At 71.9% G+C, this 23244-nt stretch carries 22 protein-coding genes; 16 read left to right on the forward strand and 6 right to left on the reverse strand.

The features are described from left to right. Nucleotides 1-18: 18 nt before the first annotated feature. Nucleotides 19-1326, forward strand: a complete 1308-nt coding sequence (locus AB0302_RS09885; protein ID WP_366371755.1) for a hypothetical protein — start codon at nt 19-21, stop codon at nt 1324-1326. Nucleotides 1327-1375: 49 nt separating this feature from the next. Here AB0302_RS09885 and AB0302_RS09890 read toward each other — a convergent pair whose 3' ends face one another. Next, nucleotides 1376-3262 (reverse strand): hypothetical protein, encoded by a 1887-nt coding sequence (locus AB0302_RS09890; protein WP_366371757.1) that lies wholly within the window; start codon nt 3260-3262, stop codon nt 1376-1378. Between the two features lie 147 nt (nt 3263-3409). On the opposite strand from AB0302_RS09890, the gene AB0302_RS09895 reads away from it, so the two are divergent. The 5 genes from AB0302_RS09895 to AB0302_RS09915 all read left to right on the forward strand — a co-directional run bounded on the left by AB0302_RS09895 (nt 3410) and on the right by AB0302_RS09915 (nt 7996). Then, the gene (locus AB0302_RS09895; RefSeq protein ID WP_298711585.1) at nt 3410-3895 is read left to right on the forward strand and encodes an NUDIX domain-containing protein; all 486 of its coding nucleotides are present in this window, start codon (nt 3410-3412) and stop codon (nt 3893-3895) included. After that, entirely contained in the window at nt 3892-5109 is a 1218-nt protein-coding gene (locus tag AB0302_RS09900) for a glycine betaine ABC transporter substrate-binding protein (RefSeq protein ID WP_366371759.1), read from the forward strand. The genes AB0302_RS09895 and AB0302_RS09900 overlap by 4 nt, the downstream gene beginning before the upstream one ends. A 43-nt stretch (nt 5110-5152) precedes the next feature. Next, nucleotides 5153-6394 (forward strand): pyridoxal phosphate-dependent aminotransferase, encoded by a 1242-nt coding sequence (locus tag AB0302_RS09905; RefSeq protein WP_298987937.1) that lies wholly within the window; start codon nt 5153-5155, stop codon nt 6392-6394. Further along, a complete protein-coding gene (locus AB0302_RS09910; protein WP_366371761.1) occupies nt 6387-7274 on the forward strand; it encodes a polyphosphate kinase 2 family protein in 888 nt (295 codons plus the stop codon). Before AB0302_RS09905 ends, AB0302_RS09910 begins: the two co-directional genes overlap by 8 nt. Nucleotides 7275-7402: 128 nt before the next feature. Next, entirely contained in the window at nt 7403-7996 is a 594-nt protein-coding gene (locus AB0302_RS09915; protein WP_366371763.1) for a type 1 glutamine amidotransferase domain-containing protein, read from the forward strand. A gap of 71 nt (nt 7997-8067) precedes the next feature. Here AB0302_RS09915 and AB0302_RS09920 read toward each other — a convergent pair whose 3' ends face one another. Both AB0302_RS09920 and xseA read right to left on the reverse strand, forming a co-directional pair. After that, complete coding sequence (locus tag AB0302_RS09920) at nt 8068-8340, reverse strand: exodeoxyribonuclease VII small subunit (RefSeq protein ID WP_366371765.1); 273 nt, start codon at nt 8338-8340, stop codon at nt 8068-8070. Then, nucleotides 8337-9638, reverse strand: coding sequence for an exodeoxyribonuclease VII large subunit (gene xseA, locus AB0302_RS09925; RefSeq protein ID WP_366371788.1), 1302 nt, complete (start codon nt 9636-9638; stop codon nt 8337-8339). The genes AB0302_RS09920 and xseA overlap by 4 nt, the downstream gene beginning before the upstream one ends. A gap of 222 nt (nt 9639-9860) precedes the next feature. Between xseA and AB0302_RS09930 the strand changes: the two genes are divergently transcribed. The 3 genes from AB0302_RS09930 (at nt 9861) to AB0302_RS09940 (ending at nt 12486) form a co-directional block, all read left to right on the forward strand. After that, nucleotides 9861-10883 carry a hypothetical protein gene (locus AB0302_RS09930; protein ID WP_366371767.1) on the forward strand — a complete coding sequence of 341 codons (1023 nt, stop codon included), beginning with the start codon at nt 9861-9863 and terminating at the stop codon, nt 10881-10883. Between the two features lie 117 nt (nt 10884-11000). Continuing rightward, nucleotides 11001-12104, forward strand: coding sequence for a 4-hydroxy-3-methylbut-2-enyl diphosphate reductase (locus tag AB0302_RS09935; RefSeq protein WP_319074131.1), 1104 nt, complete (start codon nt 11001-11003; stop codon nt 12102-12104). Beyond that, nucleotides 12097-12486 carry a hypothetical protein gene (locus tag AB0302_RS09940; RefSeq protein WP_366371770.1) on the forward strand — a complete coding sequence of 130 codons (390 nt, stop codon included), beginning with the start codon at nt 12097-12099 and terminating at the stop codon, nt 12484-12486. The genes AB0302_RS09935 and AB0302_RS09940 overlap by 8 nt, the downstream gene beginning before the upstream one ends. A gap of 64 nt (nt 12487-12550) precedes the next feature. On the opposite strand, the gene rmuC is transcribed toward AB0302_RS09940, so the two are convergent. After that, entirely contained in the window at nt 12551-13813 is a 1263-nt protein-coding gene (gene rmuC, locus AB0302_RS09945) for a DNA recombination protein RmuC (RefSeq protein ID WP_319074133.1), read from the reverse strand. Nucleotides 13814-13893: 80 nt separating this feature from the next. Next, nucleotides 13894-14373 (reverse strand): hypothetical protein, encoded by a 480-nt coding sequence (locus tag AB0302_RS09950; RefSeq protein WP_366371772.1) that lies wholly within the window; start codon nt 14371-14373, stop codon nt 13894-13896. Nucleotides 14374-14429: 56 nt separating this feature from the next. Between AB0302_RS09950 and AB0302_RS09955 the strand changes: the two genes are divergently transcribed. Then, nucleotides 14430-14960 (forward strand): O-acetyl-ADP-ribose deacetylase, encoded by a 531-nt coding sequence (locus tag AB0302_RS09955; protein WP_366371774.1) that lies wholly within the window; start codon nt 14430-14432, stop codon nt 14958-14960. An 81-nt stretch (nt 14961-15041) separates the two neighbouring features. Here the strand turns inward: AB0302_RS09955 and AB0302_RS09960 are convergent, their stop codons facing one another. Beyond that, nucleotides 15042-16271 carry an MFS transporter gene (locus tag AB0302_RS09960; protein WP_366371776.1) on the reverse strand — a complete coding sequence of 410 codons (1230 nt, stop codon included), beginning with the start codon at nt 16269-16271 and terminating at the stop codon, nt 15042-15044. 176 nt (nt 16272-16447) lie between these two features. Between AB0302_RS09960 and AB0302_RS09965 the strand changes: the two genes are divergently transcribed. The 6 genes from AB0302_RS09965 (at nt 16448) to AB0302_RS09990 (ending at nt 22834) form a co-directional block, all read left to right on the forward strand. Beyond that, nucleotides 16448-16921: an Hsp20/alpha crystallin family protein gene (locus AB0302_RS09965; RefSeq protein WP_298711555.1), complete on the forward strand. Its 474-nt coding sequence runs from the start codon at nt 16448-16450 to the stop codon at nt 16919-16921. Nucleotides 16922-17061: 140 nt separating this feature from the next. Beyond that, nucleotides 17062-18177 (forward strand): redox-regulated ATPase YchF, encoded by a 1116-nt coding sequence (gene ychF, locus AB0302_RS09970; protein ID WP_366371778.1) that lies wholly within the window; start codon nt 17062-17064, stop codon nt 18175-18177. Nucleotides 18178-18181: 4 nt separating this feature from the next. Beyond that, entirely contained in the window at nt 18182-18946 is a 765-nt protein-coding gene (locus AB0302_RS09975) for a TIGR02391 family protein (protein WP_366371780.1), read from the forward strand. Nucleotides 18947-19105: 159 nt separating this feature from the next. Next, complete coding sequence (locus AB0302_RS09980) at nt 19106-19918, forward strand: GIY-YIG nuclease family protein (protein WP_366371782.1); 813 nt, start codon at nt 19106-19108, stop codon at nt 19916-19918. A 186-nt stretch (nt 19919-20104) separates the two neighbouring features. Next, on the forward strand, nt 20105-20311 hold the full coding sequence (locus AB0302_RS09985; protein ID WP_366371784.1) for a helix-turn-helix domain-containing protein: 207 nt from the start codon (nt 20105-20107) through the stop codon (nt 20309-20311). Nucleotides 20312-20383: 72 nt separating this feature from the next. Next, a complete protein-coding gene (locus tag AB0302_RS09990) occupies nt 20384-22834 on the forward strand; it encodes a class I SAM-dependent DNA methyltransferase (protein ID WP_366371786.1) in 2451 nt (816 codons plus the stop codon). Nucleotides 22835-23244: the final 410 nt, after the last annotated feature.

Raw genomic sequence — 23244 nt, forward strand, 5'->3', positions numbered from 1 at the left:
CCCTCTCCGGCCCCACGCATGACGGCGGTCCCCCGCGCGGCCCTGGCCGCCCTCGAGGCGTCGGGGCTGCGCCTGCTGCGCGCCGCTCCGCCCCGCCTGCACCTGAGGCTCGGCCGGCGGGTCGCCCACGAGATCGACCTCGTGGTGGTGGCCGGGGCGGTGGGTGCCGGCGAGGCGTTCGCCCGCACCCTCGTGCTCGACGGCCCGCCCGCCGCCGCGGCTGAACACCCCGCCGTCATCTCCGTGGCCGACGACGACCCCGCGAACGACGATCCCGTGGCCGACGACGATCCCGCCGACGGCCCACTCTCCGGGCACCTCCCCGACGGGACCGCGTGGTGGTGGCTGCCCCACGACCCCGCCCTGCCGGGCCTGCCCCTCGCCGTCGACCGCGAGCACGTGGGCGGATGGCTCGGCGGACTGGGCGTGCTGCGCTCCCTCGAGCAGGTGGCCTACCGGCCCGGAGAGCGGGCCGTCCTCGCCACCGCATGGGAGCCCCGGGAGGACGAGGCCCGCCCGGACCGCACCGTGTTCCTCAAGGTGCTCCCACCGGAGGCCGTCCACCCGCTGCACCGCCGCCTGCGCGCGGCCCTGGAGGCCGGCGTCCCGGTCCCACCGCTCGTGGCCCCGCCCCACCTCGGCGTCCTCGCGCTCGGCCGGGTCCCCGGCGTCCCGTGGCGCGGACTCCTCACCGGCCCGCGGGCGGACGCGCTGGATCCCCGCGCGGTCGAGGACGTGCTGGACCGCCTCCCCGCCGCGCTGGCCGCCGAGGACCCCGACGACGTCGGCGCCTCCGGCACGGCCGGCCGGGTCCCCGCGCCCGACGCCGCGGCGGCGGGCACCGGGGCATGGCGCGAGCTGCTCGACCACGCGACGTGGGCCGCCGCCGTGCTGGACCCGGCGACGGGCGCGCAGACGGGGCGCGCCGCGGACGCCGCCCGGACGCTGCTGGACTCCGCCGATCCGGGGCCCGTGGTCCCCGTGCACGGAGACCTGCACCCCGGCAACCTCCACGTGGGCCCCGCCGGCACGCGCGTGACGGGACTCCTGGACGCCGACACCCTCGGACCCGGCCACCGGGTGGACGACTGGGCCGCCCTGATCGGCCACCTGCGTGCCGCGGGTGCCGACCTCGGCGCGGGCGGGGCCGCCCTCGACGGCGTGATCGCACGCTTCACCCGCCGGGCGGGGACGAGCGCGGACCCGGAGGCCCTCGCGGCGCGGACGGCCGCCACCCTGCTCGCGCTCGCGGCCCAGCCCGAGGCGCCCCCGGCGGCACGCGAGGCACGGCGGGCGGCGGCGGCGGAGGTGCTGCACGGCCGGTGAGGGCCCTGGTCGGCCCGCGGTGCCCCCGGACAGCCCCCGTTGACCCCGGTCAGTCTCCGCTGACCCCGAGCCGCGCGCGGACGCTCTCGAGGTCGTCGCGCACGCGGGCCGCGCCCGCGTGGTCGCCCAGCGCGTCGAGGCACTGGTGCAGCCCCGTCAGCGCGCCGAGTCGCACGAGGTCCGATCCGGTGGAGTCCCCGACCAGCCGGAACAGGGTGGCGGCCTGCTCGGGGCGCCCGTCCTCGGCCACCACGTACGCGGCGAACAGCTCGGCCTGCGCGGCGCCGTTCGGGTCTCCCGCGGCCGTGAAGCGGTCCGCGGAGGTCAGCGCGGTGGACACGGCCTCCGGCCCGTTCTCCAGGGCCCACAGGGCGCGGGCCCGCGTGTCCAGGAAGTCGGCGGCCTGCCACGGCGCCGGGGCCTGCTCCGCGAGCGCGATCGCCTCGTCCAGCAGGGCCAGCCCCTCCGGGCGGCCGGACTCGCACAGCAGGTACCCCAGCGCGTGGAGCGCGGCGGGCAGCACGTCGCCGTCGTCCTCCTCGCCGGCCTCGTCCGCGGCGCGGCGGGCTGCCGTCGCCGCGCGCTCGAAGAGGTCGAGGGCGAGCGGGCGGGAGGCCGCGTCGCGCTCGCGGTTCACGAGGGCTCCGGCGGCCAGCAGCACGCGCGCGGCGTCCTCGGCCTGCCCGTGGGCCTCGAACAGGTCCGCGGCCTCGCGCCACAGCGGCAGGGCCTCGACGGAGCGGTCCTGGTCGTGGAGGGCGTGGCCGAGGTCCACGAGCGCGCGGGCCTGCTCCACGGCCTGCCCGCCCGCGGCGGCGCGGCGCACGAGCCCCTCGAGCACGGGCTCGGCCTCCTGCGGCCTGCCGGCCAGCACCAGCTGGTGGGCCCACCAGTAGGTCAGGACGGCCGCCTCCGGAGCTTCCGCCTTCTCGGCGTGGACGGCGGCCAGCCGCCACGCGAGGACGGCGGCCTCCTGCCGGTCGCCGTCGTCGGCCGCCCGGGCCACGAGCGCAGCGGCCGAGGCGGCCCCGCGCCGGAGCCCGGCCTCGCCCATGCCCGCGGTCGCGTCGAGCGCGAACCGCAGGGCGTCGTCGGGCCGTCCCTGCTCGTGGGCGGCGATGGCGCGCACCAGCAGCGCGGAGGCCCGGACGGCGCGGGCCGCTGGAAGGGAGAGGACGGTCAGGGCCTCCACCTCCGCCTCCGCGTGCTCGCCCCGCCACAGGTGGAGGCGGGCGAGCACGAGGTGGGCGCTGGCCCACGTGCCGGAGGGGAGCGCCGCGCCGGCGGCCCGCAGCTCGCGCAGCAGCGCGATCGCCTCGCGCAGGTGCACCAGCGCCCCGTCCAGGTCGGACTCGTGGATGCGCTGGACGGCCAGGCCGAGGAGTGCCTCCGGGAGCACGGTGTCCGCCGGGTCGCCGCCGGATCCCTGCGCGCGGCGCCGCCGCTCGTCCTCCACGACGCCGGCCAGCACCGCGGCCTCGAACCCGTCCGGCTCGCGCACGAGGGCCGCGCCGAGCTGCGTCTCCAGGGCCGCCTGATGTGGCCGCCCCAGGGCCCGCAGCACGTCGGCCCGCTCCTCCACACGCCGGGCGAGGGCGTCCTCGTCGTCGGCCTGATCGGCGGCGAGCGCGAGCTGGCGCAGCAGGGTCAGGCGCGTGCCGGGCTGATCCCCGCCGGGGGCGAGGAGACCGGACTCCGCGCACCGGACGACGTCGGCCGGCTCCTCCCGGAGGGCGGCCTCGAGGGCGAGGTCGGACCACCCGTGCGCGTCGAGCGCGGCGCCCTGCGGGCCGGTGACGCCGGCCGGGTCGTCGGTGCCGGTCAGGTCGAGGCCGCCGGGTGCGGCCTGGGCCCGGGCGAGCAGCGTGGTGAGGCGGCCGAGGGCGTCGTCGCCGGCGGCGGCCGGGTCCTCGGGGGCGGGAGCCGCGGGGGTCATGGGCGGACTCCTTCCTCGGGCGGCGGGTGGTCCACCCACCCTAGCCAGGGTGAGTGCGGGCCGAGCCCCTGTTCGCGGCGGGCGGTGCTCGTAGACTGGGCCCGCCGGTCCGCCCCACCCCCATCCCCGTCCGGCAGGAGCCCGCCCGTGACCACCCGCCCCGCCGCCCCCGCCGCCGCGCCCGAGCCCGGGCCGTTCCAGACGCGCGCGGGCGCCTACGCCCTGATCGTGTCCGAGGGCCGGATCCTGCTCTCCTCGTGGGAGGGCCCCGGCGAGGTGGTCTGGACGCTGCCCGGCGGCGGGCTGGAGCCGGGGGAGAGCCCCGAGGAGGCCTGCCGCCGCGAGGTGTGGGAGGAGACCGGCCACACGAGCGAGCTCACGGGCCTGCTGGGGGTCACCACGGGCCTCATCCCCGCCGAACGACGCCTGCGGGGCGAGGGCGTCCCTCTCCTCACCGTGCAGATCCTCTACACCGCGCGCCTCACGGGCGGAGTCCTCCGGCCCGAGGTGGGGGGATCCTCCACCGACGCCCGCTGGTTCGACCTGACCGCGCTCGACGAGGTCCGCACCGCCACGTGGGTGGCCCGCGCCCTGGAGCTCGCGGCGCAGCGCTCCGTCGGGGACGCCGCGTGAACGGCCGCCGCGTGAAGGACCGCCGCTCGCTCGTCCCCGCCGTCGCCCTCGGCCTGGCCGTGGCCCTCGGTGCGTGCTCGCCCGCCGGCCCTCCGGAGCCGTCGTCCGGCCCCACGGGGGCGCCCGTCACGGTGACCCACTCGAACGCCCCGCTCCAGGCGGCCGTGGCCGCCGTCGTGGAGCGCAACCTGCGCCGCCGCGGCCACGCCGTCGCCCCCCAGCCCGAGGGTGCGCCCGCCCCGGCCCAGCCCTGGGACGCCGCGGGCGGCCGCACCGTGGCCGTCGTGGACACGCTCACCCTCGTCCTGACGGAGGACCCCGCCTCCCTGCTGCCCTCGGTGCCCGAGCCGAGTCCGCGCCCGACGACGGCCCCCACGGCGGCGGGCGCGGCGTCCACGAGCCTGCCCCCGCTCGACCCGGCGGCCCCGCCCCGCGTGCCCGCCGACCCCGCGGCCGCGGCCTCGCCCACGCCCCTGCCGCGCGGGGAGTCGGCCCCGGACGCGGCCGCCACGCGGGGCATCGTCGAGGAGCTGCTGGCCGCCGGCGGCGCCGTGTCCTCCGGCGTCACGCCCGCCAGCGGCTCCTCCACCGCGGCAGCGGCCTCGGCCTTCCCGGGGGTGGCGCGCCCCCACGTGCTCTCCGTCTCCCGCGAACCGCTGCGCCTGGCCGCCGTGGTCACGGCCACCACCGCGACGCGGCTCGAGCTCGACTCCCTGGACGACCTCAACGGCCGCTGCGAAGAGCTGCGCGCCGCCACCCCTGCGGTGCTGGGCGGCGCCGAGCCCGGCGTCGCCGCGGTCCTGCTGCGCGAGCGGCTCGACCGTCTCGCCGGCTGCCGGATCGGGGAGTGGCTGCCGCCCGCGCAGGAGGCGATCCCCGCCGTCGTGCAGGACGAGGCCCAGGTCGGCCTGGCCTACCGCTTCGACCCGGAGATCGAGGCGAGCGCGCTCGTGCCCCTGGGGGACGGGGAACGGGTCCTCCCGGAGGGCAGCATCGCGGTGCTGGGAGATCCGGACGCGCTCGACGACGACGCCGAGGCCGCGATCCGCGAGGTCATGGACGGCCTCGACGAGGAGGGGCTGCGCCAGCTGGCCCGCCTCACCACCGGGGACGACGCGCTGAGCCCGGAGGACGCCGCGCAGTACTGGCTCGTGACACGAGGGCTCGAGGAGGCGCCCGAGGACTGGTTCGTCCCGCGGGGCTCCTGGTTCTGACACGGTGTTCCGGCCCGGTCGGCCGAGTGCCATCATGGAGCGCATGGCTTCCTCCGGCGACCCGCGACAGATCCGTCAGTCCTCCAAGCTGCTCAACGTCCGCTACGACGTGCGCGGCCCCATCCTGGAGGAGGCACAGCGCATGGAGGCCGCCGGGCACCGGATCATGAAGCTGAACATCGGCAATCCGGCGCCGTTCGGCTTCGAGGCCCCGGACACGATCCTCCAGGGCATGTACCAGCACCTGCCGCACGCGCAGGGCTACTCCGACTCCAAGGGCGTCTACTCGGCGCGCACCGCGGTGTCCCAGTACTACGAGTCCCGCGGCATCCGGGACATCGGCGTCGAGGACGTCTACATCGGCAACGGCGTGTCCGAGATGATCTCCATGGTCCTCCAGGCCCTCGTGGACGACGGCGACGAGATCCTCATCCCCTCGCCCGACTACCCGCTGTGGACGGGGGCGACGACCCTGGCCGGCGGCCGCGCGGTGCACTACCGCTGCATCGAGGAGCAGGGCTGGGAGCCGGACCTGGAGCACATCGAGTCGCTCATCACGGAGCGCACCAAGGGCATCGTGGTCATCAACCCCAACAACCCGACGGGCGCGGTCTACTCCCGCGCCGTGCTGAACGGGCTGATCGACGTGGCCCGCCGCCACCACCTCGTGCTCATGGCGGACGAGATCTACGAGAAGATCACCTATGACGGCGCCCGCCACATCAACGCGGCCGGCCTCTCCGACGACGTCCTCACCCTCACCTTCTCCGGCCTGTCCAAGGCGTACCGCGTGGCCGGGTTCCGCTCCGGCTGGGTGGCCGTCTCCGGGCCCAAGCACCGCGCCCGCGACTTCCTCGAGGGCCTGACGCTCCTGGCGAACATGCGCATGTGCGCCAACGTGCCGGCGCAGCACGCCATCCAGGTGGCGCTCGGCGGCTACCAGTCCATCAACGACCTCGTGCTGCCCGGCGGCCGCCTGCTGGAGCAGCGCAACCTCGCGCAGAAGCGGCTCAACGAGATCCCCGGCGTCTCGGTGCAGCCCGCGCACGGCGCGCTCTACCTGTTCCCGCGCCTGGACCCGGAGGTCTACCGGATCGACGACGACGAGAGGTTCGTCATCGAGCTGCTGCGGGCGAAGAAGATCCTCGTCTCCCACGGCGGCGCCTTCAACTACCCGCACACCGACCACTTCCGGCTCGTCACGCTCCCGAGCGTGGAGGACCTGGAGGTGGCCCTGGACCGCCTGGAGGACTTCCTCGAGGAGTGGAGGGAGAGCCATGCCTGATCACACCATCCTGAGCCCCTTCGCCGAGCCGCTGCGGCGTGCCCTGCGCGCCCGCGCCGCGGACGGGGCGGTGCCGCCCCTGGCCGACGTCGACCCCCACGCCACGCCCGGATTCGACGGGGACAAGGCGGACGGCAAGGCGGCGCTGGCCACCCGCTCCGAGGAGCTGACCCGGCTCCAGGAGCTCCTCTTCGCGCAGTCCACGCGCGCGGACGAGGCGGGGCCGGCGCCGTCCGTGCTGCTCGTGGTGCAGGCCATGGACACCGCGGGCAAGGGCGGCATCATGCGGCACGTGGTGGGCGCGATGGACCCGCAGGGCGTGGACGTCGCGGCCTTCAAGGCGCCCACGCAGGAGGAGCGCGCGCACGACTTCCTGTGGCGCATCCGCCCGCACCTGCCCGAGCCGGGCTTCCTCGCGGTCTTCGACCGCTCCCACTACGAGGACGTGCTGGTCCACCGCGTCCGCGGGCTCTCGCCCCTGGCCACGGTGGAGGAGCGCTACGGGCTCATCCGCGCGTTCGAGGAGGAGATCACGGCCGGCGGCACGCGGATCGTCAAGGTGATGCTGCACATCTCGAAGGAGGAGCAGCGCGAGCGGCTCGAGGCGCGCCTGGACGAGCCCGAGAAGCACTGGAAGTTCAACCCCGGGGACGTCGACGAGCGCGCGCACTGGGACGCCTACATGGACGCCTACCGCATCGCGATGGAGCGGACGGACACCGAGGCGGCCCCGTGGTTCGTGGTGCCGGCGGACCGCAAGTGGTACGCCCGCCTCGCGGTGCAGGAGCTGCTCATCGAGACGCTCCAGGGCCTCGAGCTGACCTGGCCCGAGGCTGACTTCGACGTCGAGGAGCAGCGCCGCCGCCTCGCCGCAGGCTGACACCGCCCGCGGTCGGCTGATCCCCGCCCGCGGGGCGGCGCCCCTTGCCACCACCCCGGGGAGCGTGCCTATCCTGGATCAGGCGCCGTTGCGACGGCGCGCCACCGCAGAACGAAGGGACGCAGACTATGACGGACACCACCCAGCAGACCGAGAGCACGGCGCCGCTCACCGGCAAGAAGGTTGCCTTCCTCGCCACCAAGGGCGTCGAGCAGGTCGAGCTCACCTCCCCGTGGGAGGCAGTGCTGGCCGCCGGCGGCACCCCCAGCCTCGTCTCGCTCGAGAAGGAGACGGTCACCGCGATGAAGCAGGACTGGGAGCACGGCGAGTCCTTCCCCGTGGACCTTCACGTCTCCGAGGCCAAGGCCGAGGACTTCGCCGGTCTCGTCATGCCCGGCGGCACCCTGAACGCCGACGCCCTGCGCGGCGACGAGGACGTGCTGGCGTTCGTGCGCGACTTCTTCGCCCAGCACAAGCCCGTGGCCGCCATCTGCCACGCGCCCTGGACGCTGATCGACGCCGGCGTCGTCGAGGGCCGCGAGCTGACCAGCTACGCCTCCCTCAAGACGGACCTGAAGAACGCCGGCGCCACGTGGGTGGACAAGGAGGTCGTGGTCGACTCCGGCCTGACCACCTCCCGCGACCCGGGCGACCTGGACGCCTTCAACGCCAAGCTCGTCGAGGAGCTCGCCGAGGGCAGGCACGAGGGCCAGTCCGTCTGAGCCCGCCCCGCTGAGCACACCGACGGCGCCCCGCACCCTCCCGGTGCGGGGCGCCGTCGTCCGTGGCCGGCTCAGTCCTGGGCGGCGTCCGCGGTGCCGCGCACCTGGTCGAGCCGCGCGCGGGCGCCGTCGAGCCAGGCCTGGCAGCGCGCGGCCAGGGCCTCGCCGCGCTCCCAGAGGGCGAGGGACTCCTCGAGCCCGGCGCCGCCGGCCTCGAGCCGGGACACGGTCTCCACGAGCTCGGCGCGGGCGCGCTCGTAGCTCATGGCGGCCACGTCCGAGGTGTCCGCTCCGGCGAAGCCCTCCACCGGGGCGGCGTGGGGGGTGCTGCTCTGCTTCGTCATGACTGCTCCTGGGGGGTGGGGGCGGGGCCTGCGGCAGGCGCCGCCGGTGTGGTGTGCGTGACCTCGGCGGCCATGCGGCCGGCGGCCACGAGGACGTCGAGGGTGTCTCCGGGGGCCACCTGTGCGGCGTCGCGCACCAGGTGGCCGGCGTGCTGGACCACGGCGTACCCGCGGTCCAGGGTCTGCTGCGGGGAGAGGGAGCGCACCCGGGCCACCAGGTGCGCCACGGCGTCCCGCTCCAGCGTGAGGCGGTGCCCGGTGGAGCGCCGGGCGCGCTCCCGCCACGTGTGCAGGTCCTCCTCGCGCCGGTCCACCATCACCGTGGGATCGGCGAGGACGGGACGGGAGCGCAGCTGCGCCAGGCCCTCGCCCTCCCGCACCACGCGGCGCTCGACGGCGGCGGCCAGCCGGTGCCGTGCGTCCGCCACGCCGGCCGACTCCACGGCCGCGTCCGGCACGATCCGCTTCGCGGCGTCCGTGGGCGTGGAGGCGCGCAGGTCTGCGACGTCGTCCAGCACCGGGCGGTCCGCCTCATGGCCGATCGCGGAGACCACCGGGGTGCGGGCCGCCGCGACGGCGCGCACGAGGGCCTCGTCCGAGAACGGCAGGATGACCTCCTCGAGGGCGCCGCCGCCGCGGGCGATCACGATGACGTCCACGTCCGGACGGGCGTCCAGCTCCGCCAGGGCCGCCGCCACCTGGCGGGGCGCCTCCGGGCCCTGGACCGCCACCTCGCGGACCTCGAACCGCGCGGCGGGCCAGCGCAGCTGGGTGTTGCGCAGCACGTCCTTCTTCGCGTCCGAGTCCCGGCCGGTGATGAGCCCGATGACGCCGGGCAGCAGGGGGAGGGCCCGCTTGCGGGAGGCGTCCAGCAGCCCCTCCTCGCCCAGGCGGCGGCGCAGCAGCTCCACGCGGGCCAGCAGGTCTCCCAGGCCGACCGGGCGCATCTCCTGCACCACCATGGAGAGCCGGCCGCCCTTCGTCCAGAAGCTCGGCTTCACCCGGGCGACGACGCGCGAGCCCTGCTGCACCGTGCCCTCGAACCCCATGGCCACCGTGCGCCACGCGGTGACCGGCAGGGAGTACTCCTCCTCGAGGTCCCGCATGGTCATGTACACGTTGCCGCGGTTGTTCTTGTACTCGATCAGCTGGCCCTCGATCCACGTGGCCGGGGCCCGCTCGATGTGGATCTTCAGGTTCTCCGAGAGACGGCGCAGCGGCCAGGGCCGCTCGGCGGAGGTCTCCGAGGCGAGCGCGGGCACGTCCACCGGGCCGGGCGCGCCGGACGCTGCGGTCAGGGCGGGGTCGGTCTCGGTGCGCTGGGGTTCCACGGGATCTCCTGTCTCGGGCCGCTGGGGTGCCGGCGCGGCGGGACGACGGCGGCGGACGCCTCGGGCGGGCGGGCCCGCCGGGGACACGTCCCGAGTGTGTCAGTACCCTCGGACACAGTAATGCCCGGCCCGTCCGTGCCGCCGCACGCCGCCGTCGGTCGTCCTCGCCCGCACCGGAAGGTCCCGCCCATGCGCTCGCTCCTCGCCCTCCTCCTGGCCCTCCTCGCCGGACTGTCCGCCGTGCTCGCCACCGCCGGTGCGCTCGTGGACGAGGCCGCCCACCGGCCCGAGCTGGTCCGGGGCGTCGCCGCGCAGGTGGCCTCGGACGAGCAGGTGCGCGCCGCGATCCCCGGCGCCGTCACCGGGGCGGTGGAGGACCTGGTGCCGGAGGAGGTCCCGGACCCGCTCACGCAGGCCGTGGAGGACCTGATCCGGCCCGTGGCGCAGAACGTGGCGCAGGATCCCAGCGTGGTGCAGGGCTGGTCCGACACCGCGGACGAGGCGCGGCGCGCATGGCTGCTGGACCTCAAGGACGCCCGGGGGACCGAGGGCTTCGTGCCCGGAGGGGACTTCACCGTCCCCTTCGGCCCGGTGGCGCAGTCCGGCGTCGCGGCGGCGCTCGGCGACATCGAGACGCGCCTGCGCCGCAACGAGCTCGACGTGCCCGGCCAGGGGATCCTCGAGGCCGTGACGGGCACGGACTTCGGGGACTGGGCCGCGGACACCGTGATCGCCCCCATGTACGACCGCGCCGCCGAGCTGAGGGACAGCACGGACCTCACCATGACCGTCACGGTGGACTCCCTGAAGGACGTGGACCGCTCCACCGTCGCGTGGTGGGCCGCCGCCTCCGCGCACTGGAGGTGGGCCGCGGTGGCGGCCGGGCTCCTCCTCCTCGCGGCCCTCGTGCTGGCCCGGCCGCGGTGGCGGGGCCCCTCGATCGCGCTCGCGGGCGCCGTGATGCTCGTCGGCGGGATGCTGCTGGGCAACGCGACCCGCTCCGACGCGTTCTCCGTGGTGGCGCCCGACGGCGTCGCCGACGGCGTCGCCCACCTCGCGGTGGAGGCCCAGCGTGCCCTGCGCCCGGCGATCGACACGGCCCTGACCCCCTACGCGGCGACCCTCACGACGGCGGCCTGGATCACGCTCGGGGTCGGCGTGGTGGTGTTCCTCCTCGAGCTGGCCCTCACGCGTGGTCGCACCCGCCGGTGAGCCAGGACGGCCCTGAGCGGCCGCGGGGCGCGGTCCGGACGGCGTCGCCGCCTTCGCGCTGAGCGGACGCCCCGCCCACCCGGAGGGGCCGGGCCACGGGCCGATACCATGGGGGGCATGTCCGTCACCGCTGCCGCCACCCGCCCGTCCGCCGTCGGCCTCGGCATGCCGCAGGTGCCGCGCACGCGCCGCTCCCGCGCCGAGGTGGAGGCTGCCGCGCCCGTCACCGGCCCGAAGCGCGTGATGCTCGCCGCCCCGCGCGGCTACTGCGCCGGCGTGGACCGCGCCGTCGTCGCCGTGGAGAAGGCCCTGGAGCACCACGGCGCCCCCGTGTACGTGCGCAAGGAGATCGTGCACAACCGCCACGTGGTGGACACCCTGACCGAGCGCGGCGTGGTGTTCGTGGACGAGCTGGACCAGGTGCCGGACGGCGCCCTCACCGTGTTCTCCGCGCACGGCGTCTCCCCGGCCGTGGTGGCCGAGGCCGCCGAGCGCAACCTGGAGACCATCGACGCCACGTGCCCGCTGGTCACGAAGGTGCACCGCGAGGCGGTGCGCTTCGCCCGTCAGGACAAGCACATCCTGCTGATCGGCCACGAGGGCCACGAAGAGGTCGAGGGCACGTACGGCGAGGCACCCGAGCACACCACGGTGATCAACGACGTCGCGGAGGCCCGCACCGTCCAGGTGGACGACCCGGACAACCTCATCTGGCTCTCGCAGACCACGCTCTCCGTGGACGAGGCCCTCGAGATCGTCGCGGTGCTGCGCGAGCGCTTCCCGAACCTGCAGGACCCGCCCTCGGACGACATCTGCTACGCCACGTCCAACCGGCAGGCGGCGATCAAGCTGATCTCCCCGGAGTGCGACCTGGTGATCATCGTGGGATCGGCCAACTCCTCGAACTCGGTGCGCCTGAAGGAGGTCGCCTTCGAGTACGGCGCTTCGCGCGCCGAGCGCGTGGACTTCGCCAGCCAGATCGACGAGGCGTGGTTCGAGGGAGTGGCGACGGTGGGGCTGTCCTCCGGAGCGTCCGTGCCCGAGGTGCTCGTGCAGGACGTGCTCGCGCTCCTCGCGGACTACGGCTACGCGCAGGTGGACGAGGTGGTCACGGCCGAGGAGGACATCATCTTCTCCCTGCCCAAGGAGCTGCGTGCCGAGCTGAAGAAGGCCGGGGACGAGTCCCGCTCCCTCGGCGGGCATCGCCGTGGGGATGCCTGAACCGCTCGCCGGGACGGCCGTGGTGGTCATGGGCGTCTCCGGCTCGGGGAAGACGGCCCTGGCGATGCGGCTCGCGCAGCGCCTGGGAGCCCCGTTCGGGGAGGCCGACGACCTGCACGCGCCGGAGGCGAAGGCCCTCATGGCCGCCGGGACGCCGCTGAAAGACGCGGACCGGCACCCGTGGCTGCTGCGGATGCGCGGCCGTCGCGGCCACTTCATGCCGGCCGCCCTGCTGGACACGCAGATCGCCACCCTGGAGCCGCTCTGTCCGGACGAGGAGGGCGTGGTGCTGGCCAACGACGGCACGCTCGACCAGCTCACCGCCCGGGGCCTGACTGCCCTGCGAGCGCTGCTGGCGGCGGGGCCGGCGACGGGACGCTGACGGGGCACTGACGCGGCGCCGATTGCCCACGGGCCGAGGGGTCTGCCCGGCACGCTCCGACGCCTCACCCGGCGCGGCGGCCGCCGAATCCGTCGTCCTCGCTGAGCCCCTCCATGCCCAGCCCTTCCACCAGCTCCGGGGCGGAGAGCACCCGAGGCGCCGACTCGAGCGTGCGGATGCCTGCGGTGGGTGGCAGCCCCGGGTCGGCCTCGCGCAGCTTGCGCGCCGAGGGGAGGACCCGGGACTCGACCGTGCCGACGAGCTGGTTGTACCGGTCCACCGTGGTCTTCAGCGACCCGCCCATGCGGTCCAGGTGGGAGCCGAGGGTGCCGAGCCGGTCGTAGAGCTCGCGTGCGCTCGTGACGATGAACTGGGCGTTCTCCGCGAGCCGATCCTGCCGCCACGCGTACGCCACGGACTTCAGCGCGGTCAGCAGGGACACCGGCGCCACAAGCGCTACGTTCTTGGAGAAGGCGTGGTCCAGCAGGCCGCCGTCCGCGTCCAGGGCCGCGGCGAGCAAGGACTCGGCCGGCAGGAAGCACAGCACGAGCTCGGGTGAGTGGCTGAGACCGGACCAGTACGACTTCGCGGCCAGCTGGTCCACGTGCCGGCGCACGGCGGCGGCGTGCTGTGCGGCCAGTGCCCGGCGACGCTCGGCGGCCTCCTCTCCCGGCTCGTCCGCGAGGGCCTCGGCGGCGAGCGCGTCCCCGAGCGGGGCCTTGGCGTCCACGGCCAGGGACTTGCCTCCGGGCAGGGACACCACGAGGTCCGGCCGCAGCCGCTCGCCCTCGGTGCCGACGATGGTGGTCTGCTCGGAGAAGTCCACGTGGTGCAGCATGCCCGCCGCCTCCACCACGCGGCGCAGCTGCGCCTCTCCCCAGTGCCCGCGTGCCGAGGTGGACTTCAGCGTGGCCATGAGCGAGGTGGTCTGGTTGAGCAGGTCCCGGTCCGTGGCGGCGGCCACGCGCAGCTGCTCGCCGAGCTGGCCGAACTGCTCCACGCGGTCCCGCTCGAGCACGCTCACCTGCTTCTGCAGGGAGGCCAGCTGCTGGCCGAGCGGGGCGAGGGTGCTCAGCACGCGGGACTCGGCCTGGGCGCGTTCCGCGTCCTCACTGCGCTGGGCGGTGACGGCGCGGTTCTCCGCGCGCACGGCGGCCAGCTCCTCGCGTGCGCTCTGGTGCTCGGTGCGCAGCGCGTCCAGCTCTCGCCGCACGTGCGCCGCCTCGCCGGTGCCGCCGCTCAGACGGCGCCACACGAGCCATGCGCCCAGCAGGGCGCCCAGGACGAGGCCGAGCAGCAGGGCCAGCAGGAGACTCAGGTTTTCCATGCGGACCACTGTCCCAGCTGGAGCGGTCACGGTAAGGCCGCCACGCGGCGCGGCGGCCCCAGATCCCTGCGGCAGGGCCCTCAGAACGCGCCGAACAGGGGGTTCGGGCCGTTGGCGGCCACTTCCGGATCGCCCTCGACCTGCGCGTCCAGACCCGCCGCGGGCACGCCGGGGAGGTAGCGGACGATCACGCGCACCGAGGTCAGCGACCCCGCCTCGAACGCCTCGACGGCGACGGCGGGCCGCGGCCCGTCCGGCGTCTCCACCTCGCCGTCGAACACGGCGACGGCGCGCTCGGGGCGCGGCACGAGCTCGGCCACGGCCTGCGCCGCCCCCTCAGGCGTGAGGTCCGGGTGGGTCCACATCCCCTGCATCCCCTCGGCCGTCACGGCCAGGATGGTGGGGTGGAAGACGGGCTGCGAGGAGAGCGTGTCGAAGACGTGCTCCACGCCCAGCGTGATGAGGGGCAGCATCGCCGCGGACGGCGGGGTGGGCGGGGCGGCGGCGGGGGACTGGTCGGCGGGGTTCTGGTCGGCGGGGTTCTGATCGGCGGAGCTCACCGGCCCGAGGCTACCGGCCCTGTCCGGGACTCGCCCAGGCCCCTACGGTGGCACGCATGAAGCTGGTCATCGCCCCCGGGGACATCACCGCCACCGCAGCCGACGCCGTCGTGAACGCGGCCAACTCCCGCCTCCTCGGCGGGGGCGGCGTGGACGGCGCCATCCACCGCCGGGGCGGCCCGGAGATCCTCGCCGAGTGCCGCCGCCTGCGGGAGACCACGCTGAAGGACGGGCTGCCCGCCGGTCAGGCCGTGGCGACGACGGCGGGGCGCCTGCCCGCGCGCTGGGTCATCCACACGGTGGGGCCCACGTGGGCGAAGACCATCGACACGTCGGACACGCTGGCCTCCTGCTACCGCGAGTCGCTGCGGGTGGCGAGGGAACTGGGGGCGGAGACCGTGGCGTTCCCCGTCATCTCCGCGGGCGTCTACGGCTGGCCCATGGACGACGCCGCGCGCATCGCCGTCGAGACCTCCGATGCCATGGCGGACGAGGTGGGACACACCGTGCGCGAGGTGATCTTCGTGCCGTACGGCGAGAAGGCGGAGCAGGCCTTCCGCACGGCGCTCGCCGTGGTCCGCCCCTAGAGCCCGCCGCGGTCCCGCGCGACGACGGCCACCTGCCCGTGCGTCGTCGTCGCCGCCGCCAGGAGGTGGGCATGACGGATGTCATGGGTGCGCGGGAGCGGGGCGGCGCGGAGCGAGCCCGCGCCAGGAGGCCGCCGCGAACGCCAGCCCGAGCGCACCGATCCCGACCAGCACCAGGCCCACCGCGGGCAGGCCGAGGGACGCGCCGAGGATCCCCGCGAGCGGATAGGTCAGCAGGAAGCACGCGTGGGAGAGGGAGAACTGCGCGGCGAAGACGGCGGGGCGGTCCTGCTCCGTGCTGCCTCGGCGCAGCAGTCGGGCGGACGGGGTGAGCACGGCCGAGGTGGCCGCGCCCAGCAGGGCCCAGACCGTGAGCAGCGCGGCCCACCGTGCCGTGCCCTCCATCCCCACGAGCGCACCGACGCCGGCCAGCAAGAGCAGGGGCAGGACAGCGGCGCCGGCGAGCATGACACGGCGGTCGGGAACACGGTCGAGCCAGGACGGCAAGGTCAGGGCCACGAGCATGGAGCCGACGCCGTGCGCGGTCAGCAGCAGCGCGACGTCCTCCTGCGGCCGGCCCAGCTCGGCCTGCACGAGGACGACGGTGTTGACGATGACCATGGCCGTCGTCGTGGCGACCACGAGGTTGAGGCCGAGCAGCCCCCGCAGCTCGGGGGAGGCCAGGAAGAGGCGCGTGCCCCGGGTGAGCCGGTCCAGGAAGGGCGCGGGGGCGGGCGCCTGCACCGCGGGGAAGCGGGCTGAGGCCACGAGCGCCGCTGAGGCGAGGAAGCCGACCACGGTGCCCACGAAGAGGCTGTGGTAGCTCATCGCTGTCAGGAGGGCGGCGGCGAGCAGGGGGCTGACGAGGGACTCGACGTCGTAGGCGAGGCGGGAGAGGGAGAGCGCGCGGGTGTACTCCCTCTCCTCGGGGAGCACGGTGGGGATCACGGCCTGGAACGTGGGGGTGAACGTGGCCGAGGCGGACTGCAGCAGGAACACCAGCGCGTACGTCTGCCACGCCTCGGTGACGAACGGCAGGGAGAGCGCGACGGCGGCCCGCGCCAAGTCCGCGCCAATCAGGACGGGGCGCGCAGGCAGGCGGGCGACGAGCGCCGTGGTGACAGGGGAGATGAGCACATACGCGATCATCTTGACGGCCATGACGGTGCCCATCACGACGCCGGCGTCCGCGCCCGCGATGTCGTAGGCGAGCAGGCCCAGCGCCACGGTGAGCAGGCCGGTTCCGAGCAGCGCGATGACCTGCGCGCCGAACAGCCGCGCGTAGGTGGGCTGGCGCAGGACGCTGAGCATGGGAGGGACCTCTCCGGCGGCGGGGCGGGTACGCCGTCAGGGTAGACCGTGGGTGCGGCGTGAGGACCTGAGCGGGAGTGACTCAGGTTCGCGGAATACCCGCGGGGGGACGAGCGTTGCACCGGGCGGACGCCGCTCACCGGGAGCGGCCGCACCACACTGACGAGGAGTGAATGATGGCTCGTACTGTTGATCCCTTCCGTGAGATGGACCGCTTCATGAACGGCATCGCGCGCGTGGCCGGCCAGGGCTCGATGCCCATGAACCTCTACCGGGAGGGCGACCGGTTCGTCGCCGAGGTGGAGCTGCCGGGCGTGGACCCGAGCTCCATCGACGTGGACGTGGAGGAGCGCACGCTCACCATCCGCGCCGAGCGCAAGGAGAAGTCCGACGGCGAGGGTCGCCAGTGGCTGACCCGCGAGCGTTCCGCCGGCGCCTTCGCCCGCCAGCTGACCTTGGGCCGTGGCCTCGCCCTGGACAAGGTGGAGGCGGACTACGCCGACGGCGTGCTGACGCTGACCATTCCGGTGGCCGAGCAGGCCAAGCCGCGCAAGATCGACGTGAAGCACTCCGGTGCCGCCACCCAGATCTCCGGGGAGACCGTGGAGAACGAGCCCGGCGCGGGGGAGCAGGAGACCTCCGGCGAGTGACGCACCGGCGGCGGTGAACCGCCCGCGCGAGGCGACACGACGGCGTCGTGCCGCGCGACCACGTGGACGGGGCCGTTCCCTTCGGGGAGCGGCCCCGTTGCCATGCCGATGGGAGACGGAGCCGCCGGTAGACTCGATGCGTGGCTTTGACTATCGGATTCGTGGGACTGCCCAACGTGGGCAAGTCGACCCTGTTCAACGCGCTGACGCGCCAGACCGTGCTCGCGGCGAACTACCCGTTCGCGACGATCGAGCCGAACGTGGGCGTGGTGAACCTGCCGGACGAGCGGCTGCCCCAGCTGGCCGAGATCTTCGGCTCCGAGCGCATCCTGCCGGCCACGGTGTCCTTCGTGGACATCGCCGGCATCGTGAAGGGCGCCTCCGAGGGGGAGGGCCTGGGCAACCAGTTCCTGGCGAACATCCGTGAGGCCCACGCGATCGCCCAGGTGGTGCGCGCGTTCGACGACGGCGACGTCGTCCACGTGGACGGCAAGGTGGACCCGGCCTCGGACATGGAGACCATCAACACCGAGCTGATCATCGCGGACATGCAGACCGTGGAGAAGGCGATCCCGCGCGTCGAGAAGGAGGTCAAGGGCAAGAAGAAGGAGCCCGCCGACCTCGAGGCGCTCAAGGCCGCGCTCGCGGTGCTGGAGCGGGGCGAGACGATCTTCGCCGCGAAGGACAAGGACAAGGACAAGCTGGACATGGACCGGCTGCGCGAGCTGAGCCTGCTCACCGCCAAGCCGTTCATCTACGTGTTCAACTCGGACGAGGGCGTGCTCGCGGACGAGGCGAAGCAAGCCGAGCTGCGCGAGCTCGTGGCCCCGGCCCAGGCCGTGTTCCTGGACGCCAAGCTCGAGTCGGACATCGTGGAGCTGGACGAGGATGAGGCCCGCGAGATGCTCGAGATGGCCGGCCAGACCGAGTCCGGCCTGGACCAGCTCGCCCGCGTCGGCTTCTCCACCCTCGGCCTGCAGACCTACCTCACCGCCGGCCCCAAGGAGACCCGCGCCTGGACGATTCCGGTGGGTGCCACCGCGCCCGAGGCCGCCGGCGTGATCCACACCGACTTCCAGCGCGGCTTCATCAAGGCGGAGATCGTCAGCTTCGACGACCTGGTGGCCGCCGGGTCCATGGCCGATGCGAAGGCAGCAGGCAAGGTCCGCATGGAGGGCAAGGACTACGTGATGCGCGACGGCGACGTGGTGGAGTTCCGTCATGGAATAACCTCTGCGAGCCAAGGCAAGAAGTAGCATCTTGCCGCAGAGCATTGATCCCGCATGGGCCAAAGAAGTTCTGGGCTGGTGGGTGGAACATGCTAATGCTGCGCTGATGGACGACAAAGGGCGCCGTGAGTATTCGTTCTGCTCGTCAGGGCCGAGGACCGACGTCTTGCTCACACGTGAGCTCCAAACGCGACGTGTGATTGGCGTGGTGCTGGGGCTCGGCAAGGTCGACGCCCTGGTGCGTCCTGTACCGAGCGGTCACAATTTTGTTGAACTGCAAAGCGGCCTCGACCTGGCCAGGCGTGCACTCGGCAAGCTCGCGACCGCGGAGGAGACAGCGCGGTACATAACTGGCAGTTCAGCGCCGACGATGGCGGCTGACTCCTTGCATCCGTTGATTTGGGGCGCGGCATCCAAATTGTGGCACGACGGGCACCACGCCTCCGCGGTACAGCGTGCCGCTACATTCTTGAATGCTCACGTTCAGGACCTCACTGGGCGACGGGACGTGTCCGACAGTACTCTCATGGCTCAGGTCTTTTCCTCGAACGCACCGGAGGCGGGGAAGCCTCGACTGCGGTGGCCGGGGGTCAATACGGATTTGACGGTAAAGGCAATGCGCACCGGGCTTTCACAGTTTGGCCAGGGGTGCTTCATGGCGATCCGCAATCCAGCGACGCACAGCACCGAGGACTTGGCCGCTCAGGAAGCGCTGGAGCAACTCGCCATCTTGAGCACGCTGGCCCGTTGGATCGATGGGTGTGAACTCGTTGAAGCGCCGAAGCCGCACTCATGATCGCTGACTCAACTGCCTGTCGGAGCCTGGGTGAGTGCGATCGCAATGGCTGGCGCTACGTCGATTCCCTGACCCACGGGCTTGCTTCGCCACGCCCCGATCGGTGATGGCACAAATAATGGAGCACACTGAACAACACCAACGAGAGGCAACCCGTCGATGACGCTGACGCTCGGCCCGGTCCTGCACAGCGCCGGTGTCGACCCGGGAGAGGTCTTGGTGATCCGTCACGCCTACGTGCGTGAGCACGAGGACACCGGCTTGCCGGGCCTCCACGCCGACTCCACCGACGATGAGATCCTGGAGTACACAGGCCAGCAGTCCGCGAAGCCTCGGACTTTCCCCATCGTCCCGCCCCGCATCTGGGTCGTCTTCGTTAGGGAGGGCGGCGACCGAGCAAGACTCTGGTCCGTGGTGGAGAATCGCGGCGAGACCTCGAACGACGGAAGGCTGCGTACGTTCGACCTGGCCGTCTCCGAGCAGATGGCGGACCTCCGGAACCGGCTTGTAATCGGGTGGCGGTCGCCGCGCACCTGGCGGATCAATGGTTCGACGGCGGCGGGCTATCCTGTCATGGAGATCGCTGATGCGCAACCGATTCCGTTTCCAGGCTTCGACAAGCTTGTCCTGAACCATGCACAGCTCCAGGCGGTGATGCGCGAGCACCGTTACGCTTCATGGCGCACGGCGCTAGCGTCTGTGGCAGGCGTATATCTCATCACAGACACACGAGATGGACGCCAGTACGTCGGCAAAGCTGATGGGGTCGAGAGCATTCGTCAGCGCTGGAGCGCGTATGCTGCCAATGGCCACGGCGGCAACATCGAGCTGCGCAACGTCGACGCGACCAGCTTCCGGTTCTCGCTGCTGCGGGTGTTCGACCCCGCCACGCCCACCCGAGAGATTGACGCGGCGGAGAGCCACTTCAAGCTTGCCCTCGATACGCGACGGCACGGCCTGAACGGGAACTGACATCCACCCAGAAACGGCGTTGCTGACAAGAGGGTTCACTTCCAGCCTGCCGTCCAACGTGTGTGATGTTGCTGGACTTCTTCTTCGCGTGGAACCGATCTAAACCGGGTCAGACCGTGTGAAACACCAGTAAGATCGACACTGAGAGCGGCCAAACGGCCGCTGTCAGGCCCGAGGAGCGCACCAGTGAATGAACCGTGGCTTTCTGCCGACGCGATCGCGGTCTATCTCGGCGTGACCAAGGAGACCATCTACACCTGGATCGCCGAACGCTCCATGCCGGCCCACAAGGTCGGCAGGCTCTGGAAGTTCCAGACCAGCGAGGTAGACGCTTGGGTCCGCAGCGACGGGGCCGCGATCTCAGACGTGGACGATGGTAGCGGAAGACCCTGAGCAGTGTTGGCGGGCCCGAGAGGCCCGCTCTCGGCCTGGGATGCATGTATCTGAACTTAGAAAGAGTGAGCCGTGGCGCTGAAAAAATCTGATCTGTATTCCTCACTGTGGAGCAGCGCTGACGAGCTGCGCGGGTCGATGGACGCCAGCCAGTACAAGGACTACGTCCTCACGTTGTTATTCGTGAAGTTCGTCTCCGATAAGGCGAAGGCAGACAAGTCGGCGCTCATCTACGTTCCCGACGACGGCTCCTTCGATTACCTGATCTCGCTCAAAGGGAAGCCCGACGTCGGCGAGAAGGTCAATATCGCGATTAGGCGTCTCGCTGAAGAGAACGACCTGCTGGGCGTTATCAACAACGCCGACTTCGACGACCCCGCCAAGCTGGGCTCCGGCAAGGAGCTGCAGGACAAGGTCTCGAACTTGATCGGCATCTTCCAAGACATGGACTTCACCGGATCCAAAGCCGAAGGGGACGACCTCCTGGGCGACGCCTACGAGTACCTCATGCGGCACTTCGCTACCCAATCGGGTAAGAGTAAGGGCCAGTTCTACACCCCAGCCGAAGTCTCCCGCGTGATGGCGCAGCTGCTCCAGATCCCGGCAAACACCCCGAAGTCCACCACCGTGTACGACCCGACATGTGGCTCGGGATCCCTGCTGATCAAGGTCGCCGACGCCGCACCGAACGGGCTGACAATCTACGGCCAGGAGAACGACAACGCCACCTGGGCCCTCGCACGGATGAACATGATCCTGCATGGCTTTGAAACCCCTGTTCTGCGCCAGGGCAACACGCTTGCTGCCCCCAAGTTCACCTACAACGGCGACCTCCAAACGTTCGACTATCTGGTAGCCAACCCACCGTTCTCGGTCAAGACCTGGCGGAACGGGTTCGACTTCTCCTTCGGCCGTTTCGATGGCTTCGAGACGCCGCCTGACAAGAATGGTGACTACGCGTTCCTCCTGCACATGGTGAAGTCATTGCGGCCGCGAGGTAAGGGCGTCGTCGTCCTCCCGCACGGTGTGCTGTTCCGCGGACACTCCGAGGCGAGGATCCGCACCGAACTCGTCAAGCGTGGCTACATTAAGGCGATCATCGGTCTACCCGGGAACCTCTTCTACGGCACCGGCATCCCCGCCTGCCTGATCGTGCTCGATAAGGAAGACGCCCAGGCGCGCACCGGCATCTTCATGATCGACGCGAGCAAGGGCTTCGCCAAGGACGGCCCCAAGAACCGGCTGCGCCCGCGCGACATGCATAAGATCGTCGACGCCTACACCAGTGGCAAAGAGATCGCCCGCTACTCCCGCATGGTGTCGGTCAGCGAGATTGCGGACCCGAAAAACGACTACAACCTCAACATCTCGCGCTACATCGACTCCGCCGAACCTGAAGACATCCAGGACCTCCGTGCCCACATGCATGGCGGCATCCCGAACCGCGACCTTGATGCGCTCCAGCCCTACTGGGATGCGTTCCCGAATCTCCGTAGTGAACTCTTCGCACTGCTGCGCGACGGCTACTCGGAGTTGAAGGTCGAGCCGAGCGCGATCCGACCAACGGTCACCGGCTCCGGCGAGTATGAGGCTTTCGATCGCGACACCGCAAACACGGTGCAGCAGTGGTGGTCGAGCAAGCGCGGGCCGCTCGAAAAGATCGAACCGGACACCAAGCCCGCTGACCTCATCCACGACATCTCTGAGGCACTCTTGGATGCGTTCCGGCCACGACCGCTGACCGACGAGTACGGCGTCTACGAGAAGCTCATGAGCTACTGGAACGACGTCATGCACGACGACGTGTCGCTGATCATTAGCGAAGGCTGGACCCAGGCCGTGCAGCCGCGCGCCGCACGCACTTGGAGGGACAAGAACAACAAGCCCAAGTACGAAGACGCCCACATTGTCTTCGGCACCGGCGCGAAGGCGCAGCGCTGGGTCATGGACCTCCTTCCGCCCGAGCACGTGATCGCCCGCTACTTCGCTGCCGAGCAGGCCGAACTTGACCGCCTCTCAGAGGCACGCGACGCTGCCACCCTCGCGGTTGCTGAGTACATCGAAGAGAACGCCGTCGAAGGCGGACTGCTGTTTGACGCCGCAGACGACGAAGGCAAGCTTCCGAAGAAGGCTGCGGCCGACTATCTCAAGGAACTCAAGGGTCTGGGCGGAGACCCTGACGAGATCGAGGCGCTCACGAAAATCGGGGCACTGTATCGAGCCGAAGACAAAGCCAAGAGTGCCGTCAAAGAGGCGACATCGCTGCTCCATGAGAAGGCCCTCGCCAAGTACGGGGTGCTCACCGACACTGAGGTGCAAGACCTCGTCATTGAGGCTAAGTGGGGCACGACCCTCCAGCAGCAGATCAATGGCGAGGTGACTGCACTCGGACAGATTCTGGTCGCACGTCTCGAAGTGCTCGCTAACCGATACGAGAAGACGATTGACGCGTTGGATGCCTCTGTCGAACGCCTGAGCGCGAACGTCGTCTCGCACCTTGCGTCCATGGGGATCGAGGTATGACTGTGGTACCCAGCGGTTGGACTACCCAGAGTCTTCTCGATCTGGTGGCAATACGCAGTGGCCAAGTTGATCCAAAACAGCCGCAGTACCGAGATATGCCACTGATCGCACCGGATCATATTGAAGTCGGAACTGGACGTCTCCTCGCGGTCCGTTCTGCGCATGAGCAGGGAGCAATCAGCGGGAAGTACATAGTTGACCCTGGAGACGTGATCTACAGCAAGATTCGTCCGTATCTGATGAAGGCGCATCGCGCTCAATTTCCAGCGCTGTGCAGTGCGGACATGTACCCACTGAAGCCTCGCGATGGCGTTGACGGGGACTGGTGCACGTGTAGGTGACAGGCGTCTTCACGTCGGGTCTGCGGGCGTGTGGTCCATGATCAACTCGTACTCGACGGGCGTCAATCG

This window comes from Micrococcus sp. NPDC078436, from assembly GCF_040702705.1.
Taxonomy (GTDB): Bacteria; Actinomycetota; Actinomycetes; order Actinomycetales; family Micrococcaceae; genus Micrococcus.

Coding starts and splice junctions, on each gene's coding strand:
- AB0302_RS09940 (WP_366371770.1), top strand. CDS start 12,097: ATGCCTGAACCGCTCGCCGGGACGGCCGTGGTGGTCATGGGCGTCTCC.
- AB0302_RS09965 (WP_298711555.1), top strand. CDS start 16,448: ATGGCTCGTACTGTTGATCCCTTCCGTGAGATGGACCGCTTCATGAAC.
- AB0302_RS09930 (WP_366371767.1), top strand. CDS start 9,861: ATGCGCTCGCTCCTCGCCCTCCTCCTGGCCCTCCTCGCCGGACTGTCC.
- AB0302_RS09915 (WP_366371763.1), top strand. CDS start 7,403: ATGACGGACACCACCCAGCAGACCGAGAGCACGGCGCCGCTCACCGGC.
- AB0302_RS09905 (WP_298987937.1), top strand. CDS start 5,153: ATGGCTTCCTCCGGCGACCCGCGACAGATCCGTCAGTCCTCCAAGCTG.
- rmuC (WP_319074133.1), bottom strand. CDS start 13,813: ATGGAAAACCTGAGTCTCCTGCTGGCCCTGCTGCTCGGCCTCGTCCTG.
- AB0302_RS09980 (WP_366371782.1), top strand. CDS start 19,106: ATGACGCTGACGCTCGGCCCGGTCCTGCACAGCGCCGGTGTCGACCCG.
- AB0302_RS09955 (WP_366371774.1), top strand. CDS start 14,430: ATGAAGCTGGTCATCGCCCCCGGGGACATCACCGCCACCGCAGCCGAC.
- AB0302_RS09960 (WP_366371776.1), bottom strand. CDS start 16,271: ATGCTCAGCGTCCTGCGCCAGCCCACCTACGCGCGGCTGTTCGGCGCG.
- AB0302_RS09885 (WP_366371755.1), top strand. CDS start 19: ATGACGGCGGTCCCCCGCGCGGCCCTGGCCGCCCTCGAGGCGTCGGGG.
- AB0302_RS09935 (WP_319074131.1), top strand. CDS start 11,001: ATGTCCGTCACCGCTGCCGCCACCCGCCCGTCCGCCGTCGGCCTCGGC.
- AB0302_RS09910 (WP_366371761.1), top strand. CDS start 6,387: ATGCCTGATCACACCATCCTGAGCCCCTTCGCCGAGCCGCTGCGGCGT.
- AB0302_RS09920 (WP_366371765.1), bottom strand. CDS start 8,340: ATGACGAAGCAGAGCAGCACCCCCCACGCCGCCCCGGTGGAGGGCTTC.
- AB0302_RS09890 (WP_366371757.1), bottom strand. CDS start 3,262: ATGACCCCCGCGGCTCCCGCCCCCGAGGACCCGGCCGCCGCCGGCGAC.